General features: G+C 71.5%; 14 protein-coding genes. 1 reads left to right on the top strand and 13 read right to left on the bottom strand.

The features are described from left to right. Positions 1-24: 24 nt before the first annotated feature. Genes ACHAAC_RS04865 through ACHAAC_RS04855 form a run of 3 tightly spaced genes read right to left on the bottom strand, consistent with a single transcriptional unit; the run spans position 25 to position 1900 of the window. Complete coding sequence (locus ACHAAC_RS04865) at positions 25-963, bottom strand: RluA family pseudouridine synthase (RefSeq protein WP_435714900.1); 939 nt, start codon at positions 961-963, stop codon at positions 25-27. 23 nt (positions 964-986) lie between these two features. Further along, positions 987-1478 (bottom strand): signal peptidase II, encoded by a 492-nt coding sequence (locus tag ACHAAC_RS04860; RefSeq protein WP_435714899.1) that lies wholly within the window; start codon positions 1476-1478, stop codon positions 987-989. Between the two features lie 17 nt (positions 1479-1495). Next, complete coding sequence (locus tag ACHAAC_RS04855) at positions 1496-1900, bottom strand: TraR/DksA family transcriptional regulator (RefSeq protein WP_435714898.1); 405 nt, start codon at positions 1898-1900, stop codon at positions 1496-1498. A 289-nt stretch (positions 1901-2189) separates the two neighbouring features. Between ACHAAC_RS04855 and ileS the strand changes: the two genes are divergently transcribed. Further along, positions 2190-5531 (top strand): isoleucine--tRNA ligase, encoded by a 3342-nt coding sequence (gene ileS, locus ACHAAC_RS04850; protein ID WP_435714897.1) that lies wholly within the window; start codon positions 2190-2192, stop codon positions 5529-5531. A 63-nt stretch (positions 5532-5594) separates the two neighbouring features. Here the strand turns inward: ileS and ACHAAC_RS04845 are convergent, their stop codons facing one another. The 10 genes from ACHAAC_RS04845 to ftsW form a co-directional block, all read right to left on the bottom strand. Then, on the bottom strand, positions 5595-6410 hold the full coding sequence (locus ACHAAC_RS04845) for a DivIVA domain-containing protein (RefSeq protein WP_435714896.1): 816 nt from the start codon (positions 6408-6410) through the stop codon (positions 5595-5597). A 151-nt stretch (positions 6411-6561) separates the two neighbouring features. After that, a complete protein-coding gene (locus ACHAAC_RS04840; protein WP_435714895.1) occupies positions 6562-6858 on the bottom strand; it encodes a YggT family protein in 297 nt (98 codons plus the stop codon). A 3-nt stretch (positions 6859-6861) separates the two neighbouring features. Then, positions 6862-7377 carry a cell division protein SepF gene (locus ACHAAC_RS04835; protein ID WP_435714894.1) on the bottom strand — a complete coding sequence of 172 codons (516 nt, stop codon included), beginning with the start codon at positions 7375-7377 and terminating at the stop codon, positions 6862-6864. A 60-nt stretch (positions 7378-7437) separates the two neighbouring features. Next, positions 7438-8130, bottom strand: coding sequence for a YggS family pyridoxal phosphate-dependent enzyme (locus ACHAAC_RS04830; RefSeq protein WP_435714893.1), 693 nt, complete (start codon positions 8128-8130; stop codon positions 7438-7440). After that, positions 8127-8855, bottom strand: coding sequence for a polyphenol oxidase family protein (locus tag ACHAAC_RS04825; protein WP_435714892.1), 729 nt, complete (start codon positions 8853-8855; stop codon positions 8127-8129). Before ACHAAC_RS04825 ends, ACHAAC_RS04830 begins: the two co-directional genes overlap by 4 nt. A 24-nt stretch (positions 8856-8879) precedes the next feature. Then, complete coding sequence (gene ftsZ / locus ACHAAC_RS04820) at positions 8880-10064, bottom strand: cell division protein FtsZ (protein WP_435714890.1); 1185 nt, start codon at positions 10062-10064, stop codon at positions 8880-8882. Between the two features lie 180 nt (positions 10065-10244). After that, positions 10245-10973, bottom strand: a complete 729-nt coding sequence (locus tag ACHAAC_RS04815) for a cell division protein FtsQ/DivIB (RefSeq protein ID WP_435714889.1) — start codon at positions 10971-10973, stop codon at positions 10245-10247. 22 nt (positions 10974-10995) lie between these two features. Beyond that, positions 10996-12408 carry a UDP-N-acetylmuramate--L-alanine ligase gene (gene murC / locus ACHAAC_RS04810; RefSeq protein WP_435714888.1) on the bottom strand — a complete coding sequence of 471 codons (1413 nt, stop codon included), beginning with the start codon at positions 12406-12408 and terminating at the stop codon, positions 10996-10998. After that, a complete protein-coding gene (murG, locus tag ACHAAC_RS04805) occupies positions 12405-13481 on the bottom strand; it encodes an undecaprenyldiphospho-muramoylpentapeptide beta-N-acetylglucosaminyltransferase (RefSeq protein WP_435714887.1) in 1077 nt (358 codons plus the stop codon). Before murG ends, murC begins: the two co-directional genes overlap by 4 nt. 3 nt (positions 13482-13484) lie before the next feature. Continuing rightward, positions 13485-14708: a putative lipid II flippase FtsW gene (gene ftsW / locus ACHAAC_RS04800; RefSeq protein WP_435714886.1), complete on the bottom strand. Its 1224-nt coding sequence runs from the start codon at positions 14706-14708 to the stop codon at positions 13485-13487. Position 14709: the final 1 nt, after the last annotated feature.

Here is a 14709-nt window from a genome sequence, read left to right as displayed (position 1 = left end):
AACGTCACACTCAGCGAGGGGTGGTCAGTCGGCGTCGCGGACGACGTCCAGGGCGCTCTGCAGGTCGGGCGGGTACTCGCTGGAGAACTCGACCCACTCCCCCGTGCCCGGGTGCTCGAAGCCGAGCCGCATCGCGTGCAGCCACTGGCGGTCCAGGCCGAAGCGCGCCGCCAGCGTGGGGTCGGCGCCGTACTGCAGGTCGCCGACGCACGGGTGGTGCAGTGCGCTCATGTGCACGCGGATCTGGTGCGTTCGGCCCGTCTCCAGCTTCACGGTGAGCAGCGATGCGTACCGGTGGGCCTCGAGCGTGTCGTAGTGCGTGATGCTCGCCCGGCCGTCGGCGCGCACCGTGAACTTGAAGTCGTGCTTCGGGTGCCGGGCGATGGGAGCGTCGATGGTCCCGGTGTGCGGGTCCGGGTGGCCCTGCACGAGGGCGTGGTAGGTCTTGTCGACCGTCCGGTCGCGGAAGGCCTGCTTGAGCACGGTGTAGGCCCGCTCGGACTTGGCCACCGTCATGAGACCGCTCGTGCCGACGTCGAGGCGCTGCACGATGCCCTGTCGCTCCGGTGCCCCGGAGGTCGAGATGCGCACGCCCGCTCCCGCCAGGTGGCCGACGACCGTGGGCCCCTCCCACCCGACGCTGGGGTGCGCGGCCACGCCGATCGGCTTGTCCACCACGACGATGTCGTCGTCCTGGAAGACGATCTGCATGCCCTCGACCTGCTCGGCGACGACGGTCGCCGTGCGGGGTGCGGGGATCGTGGCCTCCATGAGCATCCCGGGCTCCACCCGCTCGGACTTCTGCGGGACGTTCCCGTCAAGCCGGACGTGCCCGTCCGCGACGAGCTCGCTGGCCCGGGTCCGTGACAGGCCGAGCAGCCTGGACAGGGCGACGTCGACGCGCTCGCCGGCCAGGCCCTCAGGCACCGAGACGACCTTCTGCTCGCGTCCCTCGGTGCTCATGCGGTCTCGTCCCGAAAGATCGCTCATGTGCTCTCCTTGGTGCCGTCGAGCGCGATGCCGCGCCAGGAGCGCCAGACGATGACGACTGCGGCGACGGTGAGGTAGATGTCGGCCACGTTGCCCACGAACGGGCCGTAGTCGATGAAGTCGACCACGTGGCCACGCAGGACTCCGGGCTCACGCAGGATCCGGTCGGTCAGGTTGCCGAGGGCGCCCGCCAGCAGCAGACCGAGGCCGACCGCCCAGCCGGCATCGCGCAGGCGCGTGGCCATGCGAGAGACCACGACCACCACCGCGATGGAGACCAGGCTCAGCAGGACCGTCATCGAGGCGCCCATGCCGAACGCGGCCCCGGGATTGCGCAGGAACGTCAGCGACAGCAGTCCCGGCACGACCTCGACCGACGGCTCGCCCTCGAGCCTGGCGACGGCGACGACCTTGGTGACCTGGTCCAGGGCGTAGGCGAGCACCACTCCCACGGCCAGGCGGCCGGTCAGGCTCGGCCGGTCGGCCACGGGGTGGTCCGACCTGGTCAGCGACGCTCCTCGCGCTGCTTGCACTGCATGCACAGGGTGGCTCGGGGGAAGGCCTGCAGACGCATCTTGCCGATGGCCTCGCCGCAGGACTCGCACACGCCGTACGTGCCCTGCTCGAGACGCCCGAGGGCCTTCTCGGTCTGCTGGAGCAGCTCGCGCTGGTTGGCGGCGAGCGACATCTCCGCGTCACGCTCCAGACTGGTGGAGCCGACATCGGCCTGGTCGTTCCCGGCACCGTCGACGCCGTCGCGCAACAGGTCCTGCAGCTCCTTGGCGGAGAGGTCCAGCTCCTTGCGCAGGCGGAGCAGGTCTTCCTCCAGCTCGGTGCGCACGGCCTTGGTCTCGGCGGCGGTCCAGGGCTTCTCGTCCGCGCGCACGGCCAACGCGGTGGTCTTCGGCATGCGGGGACAGTACACCCGCAGGACGAACCCGGCCCACTCCCCCTCCACCGGGCCACCACCGGGCGCTGCGGACCATGACGGCGGTACTCTTCTCACACAGCGTTCGAGCCGTCATCAGCGGCGAGCCTCCGGAGGAACCGGGGTCGATGAGACTCCTCAGTAGAACCGGACGGGTGGGCCCGTCACAGCCTCGACGAGCGGTCGACGCCGGGTGAGCCGGCGCCGGCAACCGAGGTGGTACCGCGGCCCGCAGGGTCGTCCTCGCCAGGACGACGACGCAGGAGCACCCATGACGTACCCGAAGGTCCAGACCGGTCTCGAGACCTCCTCCGCCGCTGACAGCCGCCCGGGGGTCGGCACCCCGGCCCGCGCCGGTGTCCCCGCGACGCCGCGGTTCCCCGAGATCGAGGAGCGCGTCCTCGCCTACTGGCAGTCCGACGACACGTTCCGCGCGAGCGTCGAGGCCCGCGACGCGGGACCGGACGGGCAGAACGAGTTCGTCTTCTACGACGGGCCGCCCTTCGCCAACGGCCTGCCGCACTACGGCCACCTGCTGACCGGATACGTCAAGGACGTCGTGCCGCGCTACCGGACGATGCGGGGCGCCAAGGTGGAGCGCCGCTTCGGCTGGGACACGCATGGACTGCCCGCCGAGCTGGAGGCCATGCGTCTGAACGGCATCAAGACCACCGACGAGATCGTCGAGATGGGCATCGGCGCCTTCAACGAGGCGTGCCGCCAGTCCGTCCTGAAGTACACCGGGGAGTGGCGCGAGTACGTCACCCGCCAGGCCCGCTGGGTCGACTTCGACAACGACTACCGCACGCTCAACCCCGACTACATGGAGTCGGTGATCTGGGCGTTCAAGACCCTGTACGACAAGGGCCTGGTGTACGAGGGCTTCCGGGTCCTGCCGTACTGCTGGAACGACGAGACGCCGCTGTCCAACCACGAGCTGCGCATGGACGACGACGTGTACCAGAACCGGCAGGACCCGGCGGTCACGGTGGGCGTGGAGATCACCACCCCCGGCGAGCTCGCGGGGGCGAAGCTGCTGGTCTGGACGACGACACCGTGGACGCTGCCCAGCAACCTCGCCGTCATGGTGGGCACGCAGATCGACTACGTCGCGGTGGCCACCGAGGGGCCGGGCGGGCCGAACCGACTCGTGCTGGCCGAGGCACGCCTGCCCGCCTACGCCCGCGAGCTCGGCGACGAGCCTGACGTGGTGTGGCGCGGCACCGGCGCCGACCTGCTGGGCCTGACGTACACACCGCCGTTCTCCTACTTCGAGGGCCACGAGAACGCCTTCCGCGTGGTGGCGGCCGACGAGGCCGTCACCACGACCGACGGCACCGGACTGGTGCACAGCGCGGGTGCGTTCGGCGAGGTGGACAAGGAGGTCACCGACCGGGAGGGCATCGCCGCGGTCATGCCGGTGGGCAAGGACGGCCGCTTCACCGATCCGGTCCGCGAGTACGAGGGCATGCTGGTCTTCGACGCCAACCCGCACATCATCGACCACCTCAAGGCCGCCACCTCCGGGGCCGACGAGCAGGACCGGGGTGCCGTCACCGCCGGCACGCTCCTGCTGCGCCGCGAGACCTACGACCACTCCTACCCGCACTGCTGGCGCTGCCGCGAGCCCCTCATCTACAAGGGCGTCTCGTCGTGGTTCGTGGAGGTCACGGCGATCAAGGACCGCATGATCGAGCTCAACCGCGAGATCGAGTGGGTGCCGGACCACATCCGCGACGGCCAGTTCGGCAAGTGGCTGGAGAACGCCCGCGACTGGTCCATCACCCGCAACCGGTTCTGGGGATCGCCCGTGCCGGTGTGGAAGAGCGACGATCCCGCGTACCCCCGCATCGACGTCTACGGCTCGTTCGAGGAGCTGGAGCGCGACTTCGGCGCCGTCCCCAGCAAGGACGGCGTCCCGGACCTGCACCGGCCCTACGTCGACGACCTCGTCCGCCCCAACCCCGACGACCCGAGCGGCCGCTCGATGATGCGGCGCGTGCCGGACGTCCTGGACGTGTGGTTCGACTCCGGGTCGATGTCCTTCGCCCAGGTGCACTACCCGTTCGAGAACGCCGAGTGGTTCCTCGGTGCCGATCACGACGCCGCCGCATCGGGCCACTTCCCGGCGGACTTCATCGTGGAGTACATCGGCCAGACCCGCGGCTGGTTCTACACGCTGCACGTGCTGGCGACCGCGCTGTTCGACCGGCCGGCCTTCGAGGCGTGCGTGAGCCACGGCATCGTGCTGGGCTCCGACGGCAACAAGATGAGCAAGTCGTTGCGCAACTACCCCGCGGTCTCGGAGGTCTTCGACCGCGACGGGGCCGACGCGATGCGCTGGTTCCTGATGGCCTCGCCGATCCTGCGGGGCGGCAACCTCGTGGTCACCGAGCAGGGCATCCGCGACTGCGTCCGCCAGGTCATGATCCCGCTGTGGAACAGCTGGTACTTCTTCAGCCTGTACGCCAACCTCGCCGGCGGCGCCGAGGGGGACTTCGAGGCCCGCGGCATCACGGACGCCGAGGACCCGATGGACCGCTACGTCCTGGCCAAGCTCGGCCAGTGGGTCCGCGAGATGACCGACCACATGGACCGCTACGCGATCGCGGACGCCTGTGAGTCGATGCGCACGTTCCTCGACGTGCTGACCAACTGGTACATCCGACGCTCGCGCGAGCGCTTCTGGCTCAGTGACGGCCAGGCGGCCGAGGGACCGGCACGCGCACCGTTCGACACGCTGTACACGGTGCTCGAGACGGTGTGCCGGGTGAGCGCTCCGCTCCTGCCGCTCACCACGGAGGAGGTGTGGCGTGGCCTGACCGGGGGTCGCTCGGTCCACCTGGCCGACTGGCCCGACGACGCCGCACTGCCCGGTGACGAGGTCCTCGTCGCCTCGATGGACGCCGTCCGCGAGATCTGCTCGGCCGGGTCCGCGCTGCGCAAGGCCGCCGGCCTGCGCGTGCGGCTGCCGCTGGCCTCGCTCGACGCGGCAGTTCCCGACCCGACGGCCCTGCACGGCTTCGAGTCCGTCGTCGCCGGCGAGCTCAACCTCAAGCAGGTCCGCTTCGTGGCGCTGGACTCCCCCGAGGCGGCGAGCTACGGGCTCTCCCAGCGCCTGGTCGTGCACGCCAAGGCCGCCGGCCCACGACTGGGCAAGGAGGTCCAGCAGGCGATCAAGGGCTCCAAGAGCGGCGACTGGGCCGTGGACGAGGGCGGGACCGTGACGGCGGGTGGCATCGTGCTCGAGGACGGCGAGTTCACGCTCGAGCAGGTCGCAGACTCCGCCGACGGCACCGAGATCACCGTGCTGCCCGACGGCGGCTTCATCGCCCTCGCCACCGGGGTCACGCCCGAGCTGGAGCGCGAGGGCCTCGCCCGCGACATCGTGCGCGGTGTGCAGCAGGCGCGCCGCGACGCCGGCCTCGCCGTGTCGGACCGGATCGAGCTGGTGGTGGGAGGCAGTGACGCGACCCTGGCCGCAGTCCGGGCCCATGGCGACCTGATCGCCGGCGAGACCCTCGCCACGACCCTGACGCCGGGGGACGGCTCCGAGCCCGTCTCGATCGACGTGACCGGCACGACGGCCGTCATCTCCCTGCGAAGGGCCTGACCCGGGACGCACGACGGCCCGCCACCCGGGAGGGTGGCGGGCCGTCGTGGCTCTACGAGGTGCTCAGAGCGAGGAGCTCGACGAGGAGTTGTCCTCGTCACCGAGCAGGGACCGCAGACGACGCGGGGACGAGTCGCTGGGGTTCTGCACCGGGTTCGACGAGGGGTTCTCGTTCGCGGCGAGCTGGTCGAGCTGGCTCTGGAAGTAGTTCTTGAGCCGGGCTCGGTACTCGCGCTCGTACGCCCGCAGGTGCTCGACCTCGCGCTGGAGCTCATAGCGCTCCCGCTCGATGGCCGCGACGGCCTGCTGGCGCCGCTCGTTGGTCTCGTCGTCGAGCTTCTGCGAACGGATCCGTGCGTCGGTCTCGACCCGGTCCGCCTTGCCGCGGGCCTCGTGCGTGAGGCGGTCGGCCTTGGTGCGAGCCTCACCGACGATGCGGTCAGCCTCCTCCTTGGCCTGGTCCATGAGCTGGTCGGCGTTGTTGGAGGCGATCTCCAGCAGCCGCGCCGCGGCACCGGAGGCCTCGCCCATCGACGTGACCGGAGGGGCGGCCGGCACGGGCGCGGGGGTCGGTACGACCGCCACGGGCTCCGGCTCGGGCTCCGGCTCTGGTTCCGGCTCGGGCTCCGGCTCGACCTTCTCCTGCACGACGGGCTTGGGGGCCTCCTCGGCGGGCGTGACAGCGGGGATCAGCCCGGTCGCCTCACCGGTGGAGGCGGCGGCCACCTTGGCCCGCAGCTCCTCGTTCTCGACAGTCAGACGATCGAGCTCGGCTTCGACCTCGTCCAAGAACTGGTCGACCTCCCCCATGTCATAACCCTCGCGGAGACGGACCGGAGTGAAGCGCTTGTTGCGCACGTCCTCTGGCGTCAACGGCATCAGTTCACCTCGTGGTTGCTGGTAGTCACTCGACTCTGCTCCGACTACCGTACTCCGTGCCGGATCACTTCTGCCACACGCGTCTCAACGCGGGCGTGATGCATGGCTCACGGGCCCCGGACCAGCCCGCCCGCAGCGGGGTCGGGCCGGCTCAGCCGAGGGTCGCGCCGACGATGATGAACAGCAGGTAGATGGCCACCATCAGGATCATCGGCGAGAGGTCCAGTGCGGCTCCGCCCATGCGGACCGGGGGGATCACCCCACGGACGGCGCGCAGTGGCGGGTCGGTGACCGTGTAGATGCCCTCGCAGAGCACGGCCACGGCGCCGGACGGTCGCCAGGTGCGGGCGAGCAGCTGGACCCAGTCGATCACGAAGCGGGAGAGCAGGACGAAGATGCAGATCCAGAGGATGAACCGGATGATCTCGCCGATGGCGGCAACGTCCATGCGTCAGCTCTGGTTGTAGAAGCCGCCGGCGGCGATGCGCTGCTTGTCCTCGTCGGTGACCTCGATGTTCTCGGGCGAGAGGAGGAAGACCTTTGCTGTCACACGGTTGATCGTACCGCGCACGGCAAAGACCAGTCCCGCGGCGAAGTCGACCAGGCGCTTGGCGTCGTCGTCGTCGATCTCGGAGAGGTTCATGATCACCGGCACACCGGAGCGGTAGTGCTCCCCGACCGAGCGGGCGTCGTTGTAGGTGCGCGGGGTCACGGTCTCGATGCGCGCGAGCATGGAGGCTTGCTCGACCCTGGGCTCGGGGCGCGGCGCCGCGGCAGCGGGGACACTGCGTGCAGGTCGCCGGTCCTCGATGTTCGCGACGGGTGCCGGGGTGGCCTGACGCTCCTCACGGCGCGCGCGCTCACGTGGCGCGGCCTCGGCCGCGGCAGGGTCGTCCTCCCACTCATCGAGCTCGGCCTGCTCGACGAGGCCGAGGTACTCGCCTACTTTTCGCATTGCGCCAGCCATGAGATCTCCGTACGTCTGGTCTCGACGCTCGCCCGCGTCGCGTGAATGACAACGCTGAGATTACCCGAGAGAAGGCCTCGGACCGAGGACGGCGCGCCCGACGCGCAGGTGTGTCGCACCGGCGGCGACCGCGTGCTCGAAGTCCTCGCTCATGCCGGCCGAGATCGCGGTGGCCTCCGGGTGGGCCTCTCGCACCCGGGCGGAGAGGCCCACGAGCTCGGCGAAGACGGGAGCGGGCTCCGCGCCGAGGGGCGCCACCGTCATGAGGCCGTCAAGCCGGAGTCCCGGCAGCTCGGCGACGAGTCCGGCCAGCTCCGGGGCGTCGGCCGGTGCCAGTCCCGCACGCCCCTCGTCCGAACGATCGAAGTCGACCTGGACGAGGCACCCGATCTCGCGCCCGGCTGCCTCGGCACCGCGCGAGAGGGACCGTGCGAGCTTGGCCCGGTCGATGCTGTGCACGACATCGGCATAGCGCGCCACCGCACCGGCCTTGTTGGTCTGCAGCGCGCCCAGGAAGTGCCAGCGCAGGGGCGCCTGGACCTGCGCCGCCTTGTCCCCCGCCTCGGGGTGGCGGTTCTCCCCCACGTCGGCGACGCCCAGCTCGGCGAGCAGGTCCACGTCCGAGGCCGGGTACGTCTTGGTCACGACGACGAGGGTGATCTCCCCCCGGTCCCGACCGGCCGCGCGGCAGGCGTCGGTGATCCGCTGCTCGAGAGCGGCGAGGTTCTCGGCCAGCTCGTCGCGACGACTCATCGCAGCACCACCACGCCGCCGAAGCGTCCGGACTCGGTTCCTTGGCGACGATAGGAGAAGAGACGCTCGTCCTCGATCGTGCAGGCCTGTGCCCCGAGGTCGTCCACGACGACTCCCGCGGCCCGCAGCTGGGCCACGACGCCCGCACCCACGTCGACGGCGGGGGTGCCCCAGGACGTCGTGCTGCGGGTGCCGGGCACGGCGGCCTCGACCGCGTCGGCCATCTCGGCGGGCAGCTCGTAGCAGGAGCCGCAGGCCCGTGGTCCGACCCAGGAGCGCAGCGCATCCGCCCCGCGTGCCCGCAGCGCCTGCACCGCAGCCGGCACGACGGCACCGACCAGACCGGCGCGTCCCGCGTGCACGGCCGCCACCAGACCGGCGTCGGCGTCGGCCAGCAGGACGGGGACGCAGTCGGCCACCCGAACCAGCAGCGCGAGCCCCCGGGTGTCGGTCACCAGGGCGTCGCACTCCGGCACGGTCCCGGACCCGTCCTGGCGCAGTGCGTCCACGGCCACGACGCTCGCGCCGTGGACCTGGGACATGGACCCCAGCCCGTCGACCCCCAGCGCCTCGGCGACGCGTCGATGGTTGGTCACGACGTTCTCCATCGTGTCGCCACCGGCACTGCCGAGGTTCAGCGAGTCCCGACCCTCCGTGCTCACGCCCCCGCGACGATCGGTGAACGCGACCTCGACGTCGCCGAACGACTCACGGAACCAGAACACCTCCCGAGGCTAGTGACAACCCGCTCAGCGCAGGAAGTCGGGGATGTCGAGGTCGTCGCCGTAGGCCACCTCGCGCGGCTCCACCGAGGGCGGCACGGCGGCGCGGCGCGGCTCGGTGGGCGACGAGGAGCCCGCTGCCGCCTCCTTCTCCGCCTCGGGGGAACGGTGGGCGCCACCGGGGCCGGTCGCCCCTGCGGCGTCCTCGCCCGTGCGGCGGTCGGTCTCCTTGAGCAGCGCGGGCTGGGAGGCGTCGCGCGACTTGGGCTCGCCGCCGTCGAAGCCGGCCGCGATGACGGTGACGCGAACCTCGTCGCCCAGGGCGTCGTCGATCACGGCACCGAAGATGATGTTGGCGTCCTCGTGGACGGCGTCGCTGACCAGGCCGGCCGCCTCGTTGATCTCGAACAAGCCCAGGTCGGAGCCGCCGGCGATCGAGAGCAGCACCCCACGGGCCCCCTCGATGGAGGCCTCGAGCAGGGGACTGGAGACCGCCATCTCTGCCGCTGCGGCAGCACGCTGCTCGCCCCGCGCAGACCCGATGCCCATCAGCGCGGACCCGGCGTCGGACATGACCGACTTGACGTCGGCGAAGTCCAGGTTGATCAGGCCCGGTGTCGTGATGAGGTCGGTGATGCCCGAGACGCCCTGGTGCAGGACCTGGTCGGCCTGGCGGAAGGAGTCCAGGAGGCTGACGTTGGGGTCGCTGATCGAGAGGAGGCGGTCGTTGGGGATGACGATGAGCGTGTCGACCTCGTCGCGCAGGTCCTGGATGCCGTGGTCGGCCTGGGAGGACCGGTTGCGGCCCTCGAAGGTGAACGGCCGGGTGACCACGCCGATCGTCAGCGCTCCGAGCGAGCGCGCGATGCGGGCGACGACCGGAGCACCTCCGGTGCCGGTCCCGCCACCCTCGCCCGCGGTGACGAAGACCATGTCGGCACCCTTGATGGCAGCCTCGATCTCCTCGGCATGGTCCTCGGCGGCGCGTTGCCCGATCTCGGGGTTGGCGCCCGCTCCGAGGCCTCGGGTGGAGTCGCGGCCGACGTCGAGCTTGACGTCGGCATCGCTCATCAGCAGCGCCTGGGCATCGGTGTTGATCGCGATGAACTCGACACCCTTCAGGCCGACCTCGATCATCCGGTTGACGGCGTTGACGCCGCCGCCACCGATGCCGACGACCTTGATCACGGCGAGATAGTTCTGGACCGCCATGTGCGTGCCTTCCTGTGTGCCTGGGTGCCCCGGGACCGGGGCGGCTGCTGGATCAGGAGGAGACTGAAGTCTAACCCTGAGGTGGAGGTTTATAGTTATGTCAACCTGCTGACAGGAGAGACGCTACGCGCGCGACCACCGAGGCCCCGGCCGACACGCCGCGTCGCGACGGTGACTTCGTCAGGAGCGCGTCGTGGGCTGCTCGGGCGCGCTGACGTCGTACCCCGAGGCGTCGACGGCGTCCAGCAGGGAGCGCAGCACCGTCAGCTTCTCCTGCGTCTGGTCGGCCCCGCCCCACGTCACGGTGCGCCCCCGGGTGAGCGCAAGGACCACCGAGTCCCTGGACTGCACCTCCACGTACCGGATCACGTCCGTGAGCCCGGGGTCATCGGTGCGCAGGGAGTGCAGCACGCTCGCCGCGCTCGCGAGTGCCTGCTGACGCTGACGGGCCTCCAGGCTCGGGAAGCGGACCTCCACGATCGTGCGGGGCTCACGACGATAGGTCTTGAAGTCGACCCCGAAGCGGTCGATCGCCCGGAGCCGCCCGTCGAGCTGCACCCAGGCCACCGGACGGCGCTCGACGATGTCGATGCGCACCGTGCCCGGCCAGGAGCGGCTCACCGAGACCCGCTCCACACGCTCCATGGCGGCCACCCTCGACTCGATCGCGACCGTGTCGAGCCGCACGAGGGGCTCCCCCAGGGGCACCTGCGCGGCCTCGCGCACCTCGGCCGTCTCCAGGGTGTCGGCGCCCTCGACCTCGACGGCGTCCGCCGCCAGGACCGACGAGAACGCCACCAACCAGACGAGGCCACCGACGGCGGCGAGCCCCAGGACCGGGAGCACGTAGCGGAACAGCCGACGCCGCCGGTCGTGTCGTCGCTTGGCCTCGAACCTCTGCTGGCTCACCCCAGCACTCCCCCGCGCTCGCTCACGCACGGGTCCGCAGAGCGTCGAGGACGCGCGGCCCGACGGTCGTGATGTCACCGGCGCCCAGAGTCAGCAGGAGATCACCGGGGCGCAGCTCGGTGGCGAGGACCTCGTGCAAGGAGTCGACCGGCCCGCCCAGCACCACCGGCACGCCCTGGACGGCGCCCGCGACCAGGGCCGACGTCACCTCCGGGTCGGGGTCCTCCCGAGCGAGGTAGAGATCGGCCAGCACCACGTGGTCGGCCGCCGAGAGCTCAGCACCCATCCGTTCGCCGTACAGCCGGGTCCGACTCACCAGGTGCGGCTGGAACGCGACGACGAGGCGGTCCTCCCCCGCGATGGCCCGCGCCGCGTCCAGGTCCGCCCGGATCTCCGTCGGGTGGTGGGCGTAGGAGTCCACCACGCGCACGCCGCCGGCTCGACCCAGGAGCTCCATCCGCCGCTTCGCCCCAGTGTGGTCGGCCAGCCCGCGGGCCAACCCGGCCGGGTCGCGCCCCAGCCACAGCCCGGTCGCCAGCGCCAGCAGCGCGTCCTGCGCGTAGTGGGCGCCGGGAACGGCGAGCCGGAGATCGAGGTCGGCGTGCCCCCGTCGCCGCGCCGTCAGGCGGGTCGTGCTGCCGGAGACCACGACATCCACCCCGTGCACGTCCGGCACGCCGTGCGAGGTGCCGAGCCCAACGGTGACGACGTCCAGGCCCGCCTCCCGGGCGATCGGGACCAGCCGTGCGGCGCCAGGATCGTCGATCCCGAGCACGACGCACCGGCCCAGGGTTCCCACGAACTGCTCGAACGCCTCGGCGTAGGCCTCCTCGCTCCCCCACGTGTCCAGGTGGTCGGCATCGACGTTGGTGACCACTCCGACCTCGGGCGAGTACTCCAGGAACGCGCCGTCGCTCTCGTCGGCCTCCGCGACGAGGACGTCGTCGGTCCCGAGCCGCGCGTTCGTGCCGAGCGCCGCGACCTCGGCGCCGATCGCGAAGCCAGGGTCGGCCCCGGCGCCGCGCAGCGCGACGGTCAGCATCGCGGTCGTGGTGGTCTTGCCGTGCGTCCCGGCCACCGCGACCGTCCTGCGTCCCGTCATGACCGAGCGCAGACCGGCGGATCGGGGCCACAGCCGCAGGCCCCGCTCGAGAGCGGCCACGACCTCGGGGTTGTCCTCGCGCACCGCCGTGGAGGCCACGACGGTCTGCGCGTCACCGAGCTGGTCCGCCTCGTGGCCGACGAAGCACGTGATGCCCTCGCTGCGCAGCGCCGCCAGCACGGCGGACTCCGCCGCGTCACTGCCCGAGACCTGCACCCCCTGCTGCGCCATGAGCCGCGCGATGGCGGACAGGCCGGCTCCACCGATGCCGATGAAGTGCACCGGGCCGAGCTCCTGCGGGGAGAGGACCTGGCGGGGGACCTCGATCCTCATCGGCGATCGGCCGCGTCGAGGATCATGCGGGCCAGCTGCTCGTCGGCGTCGCGCGGCACGAGGTCGGAGGCAGCCGCGGACATCGTGGCCAGCCGGTGCGGGTCGCACACGAGCGGCACGACGACCTGGTCGACCCAGGAGGCCGTGAACGCCTCGTCGTCGATGAGCAGGGCGCCGCCCGCCTGCACCACCGGGTGGGCGTTGTGCGCCTGCTCCCCGTTGCCGATGGGCAGCGGGACGAAGGCGGCGGGGAGACCGACGGCCGCGACCTCGGTGACGGTGTTCGCCCCGGCGCGGCAGACGACGAGGTCGGCGGCCGCGTAGGCGAGGTCGATGCGATCGATGTAGGACGCCACGACGTAGGCCGGACCTCCCGGGCGGGTCGAGACGTCGACCTCCTCCGGTCGGCCGGCGGCGTGCAGCACCTGGACCCCGGCGTCCGCGAGGTCCGGCGCCGCGGCGGCGACGGCATGGTTGATGCGCCGCGCCCCCTGGGAGCCGCCGGTCACGAGCAGCGTCGGGGCATCCGCCGCGAGCCCGAAGTGGGCTCGGCCCTCGGCGCGCGCGGCCGCGCGGTCGAGACCGGAGATCTGCCGGCGGATCGGGAGCCCGACGTACTCGCCGTGGCGCAGGTCCGTGCCGGGGAAGCTCGTGGCGACGTGCTGGGTGAAGCGAGCGCCGAGCTTGTTGGCGATGCCTGGCACGGCGTTGCCCTCGTGCACGACGAGCGGGATGCCGGTGCGGCGCGCCACGAGGTAGGCCGGGACCGACACGTAGCCGCCGAAGCCCACGATGACGTCCGGGTCGATCCGTTCGACGACCTCCCGAGTGGCCTTGACCGCGGCACGCAGCCGGGCGGGAACGGCCGCCATCGCCCTGCCTGGGCGTCGTGGCAGCGGCACCGGGGGCACGAGCTCGAGGGGGTACCCGGCCTCGGGGATGAGCGTGACCTCCAGACCACGAGGCGTGCCCAGGCACGTGACCTCGACGCCCTCGTCACGCAGGACGGCGGCGGTGGCGAGCAGGGGGGAGGTGTGGCCGGCGGTGCCCCCGCCGGCGAGCAGGGCGCGCACGGGTCATCGCCTCCTGGCCGCGGCGCGACGCCGACGTCGTGCACGACCGGCGGCGAGGGCCTTGGCGGCCCCCGGCTCGGTGGTGGCGCACTGCAGCAGGACGCCGCACGCGACGAGCGTGACGAGCAGGCTGGACCCGCCGTAGGACAGGAACGGGAGCGGGATCCCGATGACGGGCAGCATCCCGAGCACCATGCCGATGTTGATGAGCGCCTGCGCGGTGATCCAGATCGTGATGCCGGAGGCGGCGTACCGCACGAAGGGCTTGGTGGTGCGGGTCGCGATGCGCACCCCTGCGACGGCGAGCATCAGGAACAGCAGGAGCACCACGATGCTGCCGACCAGGCCGAGCTCCTCGCCCACCACCGCGAGGATGAAGTCGGTGTGGGCCTCCGGGAGGGAGCCCCACTTCTGCCGGCTGCCGCCGAGCCCGACGCCCCAGAACCCACCACGGGCGAAGCCCATCATGGCGTGGATGGCCTGGTAGCCGTCCTTGTCGGGGTCGGCGAGCGGGTTCAGGAAGCTCAGCAGCCGGGCCAGGCGGTGTGGCGCGGTGGCCACGAAGAAGATGCTCACGACGCCGAGGACGGCGAGGACGGCGCCCATGTAGCGCCCCGGGAGGCCGGCCACCCACAGCATCCCGACGATGATGCAGAACACGACGAGCGCCGTGCCGAGGTCGCGCTGCAGCACGACCAGCGCGGCGACGGCCCCGGCGACCAGGATCATCGGCATCAGGATGTAGCGCGGATGACGCATCATCCGCTGCCGCTTGGCGTAGAGGTCGGCGATCCACAGCACGAGGGCCAGCTTGGCGAACTCCGAGGGCTGCAGGCGGAAGCCGCCGACCAGGGGGATCCAGTTGCGATTGCCGTTCACCTCGATGCCGACGCCGGGCACGAAGGTCAGCAGGACGAGGCCGATCGAGGCCAGCAGCGCAGGCAGGATCAGCTTGCGCAGCGAGTCAAGGGGGATCCGCGTGACGACGTAGGCGCCGACCAGCCCGAGGAGGGCGAAGATGACCTGGCGCTGGACGATGGCGAAGGAGTTGCCGTCGTACACCTGGAAGGCGAGGACGGAGCTGGCGCTGAGCACCATGATCAGACCGAGGCCGAGCAGCAGCGCCACGGAGCCCAGCACGAGCTGGTAGGACGCGAGGGGCCGGTCGAGGGTGCGGCGCGCCCGCTCGACGAGGCTGGCGGAGGCGGGGTCGGTCGTCGTCGCCACG

It is taken from the genome of Aeromicrobium sp. CF4.19 (genome assembly GCF_051262555.1).
Classification (GTDB): domain Bacteria; phylum Actinomycetota; class Actinomycetes; order Propionibacteriales; family Nocardioidaceae; genus Aeromicrobium.
Note: the sequence above shows the minus strand (reverse complement) of the source record. Positions and strands in the feature narration are given on the sequence as shown.

Bases quoted from the DNA above. Each gene is read 5' to 3' on its own strand.
- ileS (WP_435714897.1), top strand. From the start codon at position 2,190: ATGACGTACCCGAAGGTCCAGACCGGTCTCGAGACCTCCTCCGCCGCT.
- ACHAAC_RS04855 (WP_435714898.1), bottom strand. From the start codon at position 1,900: ATGCCGAAGACCACCGCGTTGGCCGTGCGCGCGGACGAGAAGCCCTGG.
- ACHAAC_RS04845 (WP_435714896.1), bottom strand. From the start codon at position 6,410: ATGCCGTTGACGCCAGAGGACGTGCGCAACAAGCGCTTCACTCCGGTC.
- ACHAAC_RS04835 (WP_435714894.1), bottom strand. From the start codon at position 7,377: ATGGCTGGCGCAATGCGAAAAGTAGGCGAGTACCTCGGCCTCGTCGAG.
- ACHAAC_RS04840 (WP_435714895.1), bottom strand. From the start codon at position 6,858: ATGGACGTTGCCGCCATCGGCGAGATCATCCGGTTCATCCTCTGGATC.
- ACHAAC_RS04830 (WP_435714893.1), bottom strand. From the start codon at position 8,130: ATGAGTCGTCGCGACGAGCTGGCCGAGAACCTCGCCGCTCTCGAGCAG.
- ftsZ (WP_435714890.1), bottom strand. From the start codon at position 10,064: ATGGCGGTCCAGAACTATCTCGCCGTGATCAAGGTCGTCGGCATCGGT.
- murC (WP_435714888.1), bottom strand. From the start codon at position 12,408: ATGAGGATCGAGGTCCCCCGCCAGGTCCTCTCCCCGCAGGAGCTCGGC.
- ACHAAC_RS04865 (WP_435714900.1), bottom strand. From the start codon at position 963: ATGAGCACCGAGGGACGCGAGCAGAAGGTCGTCTCGGTGCCTGAGGGC.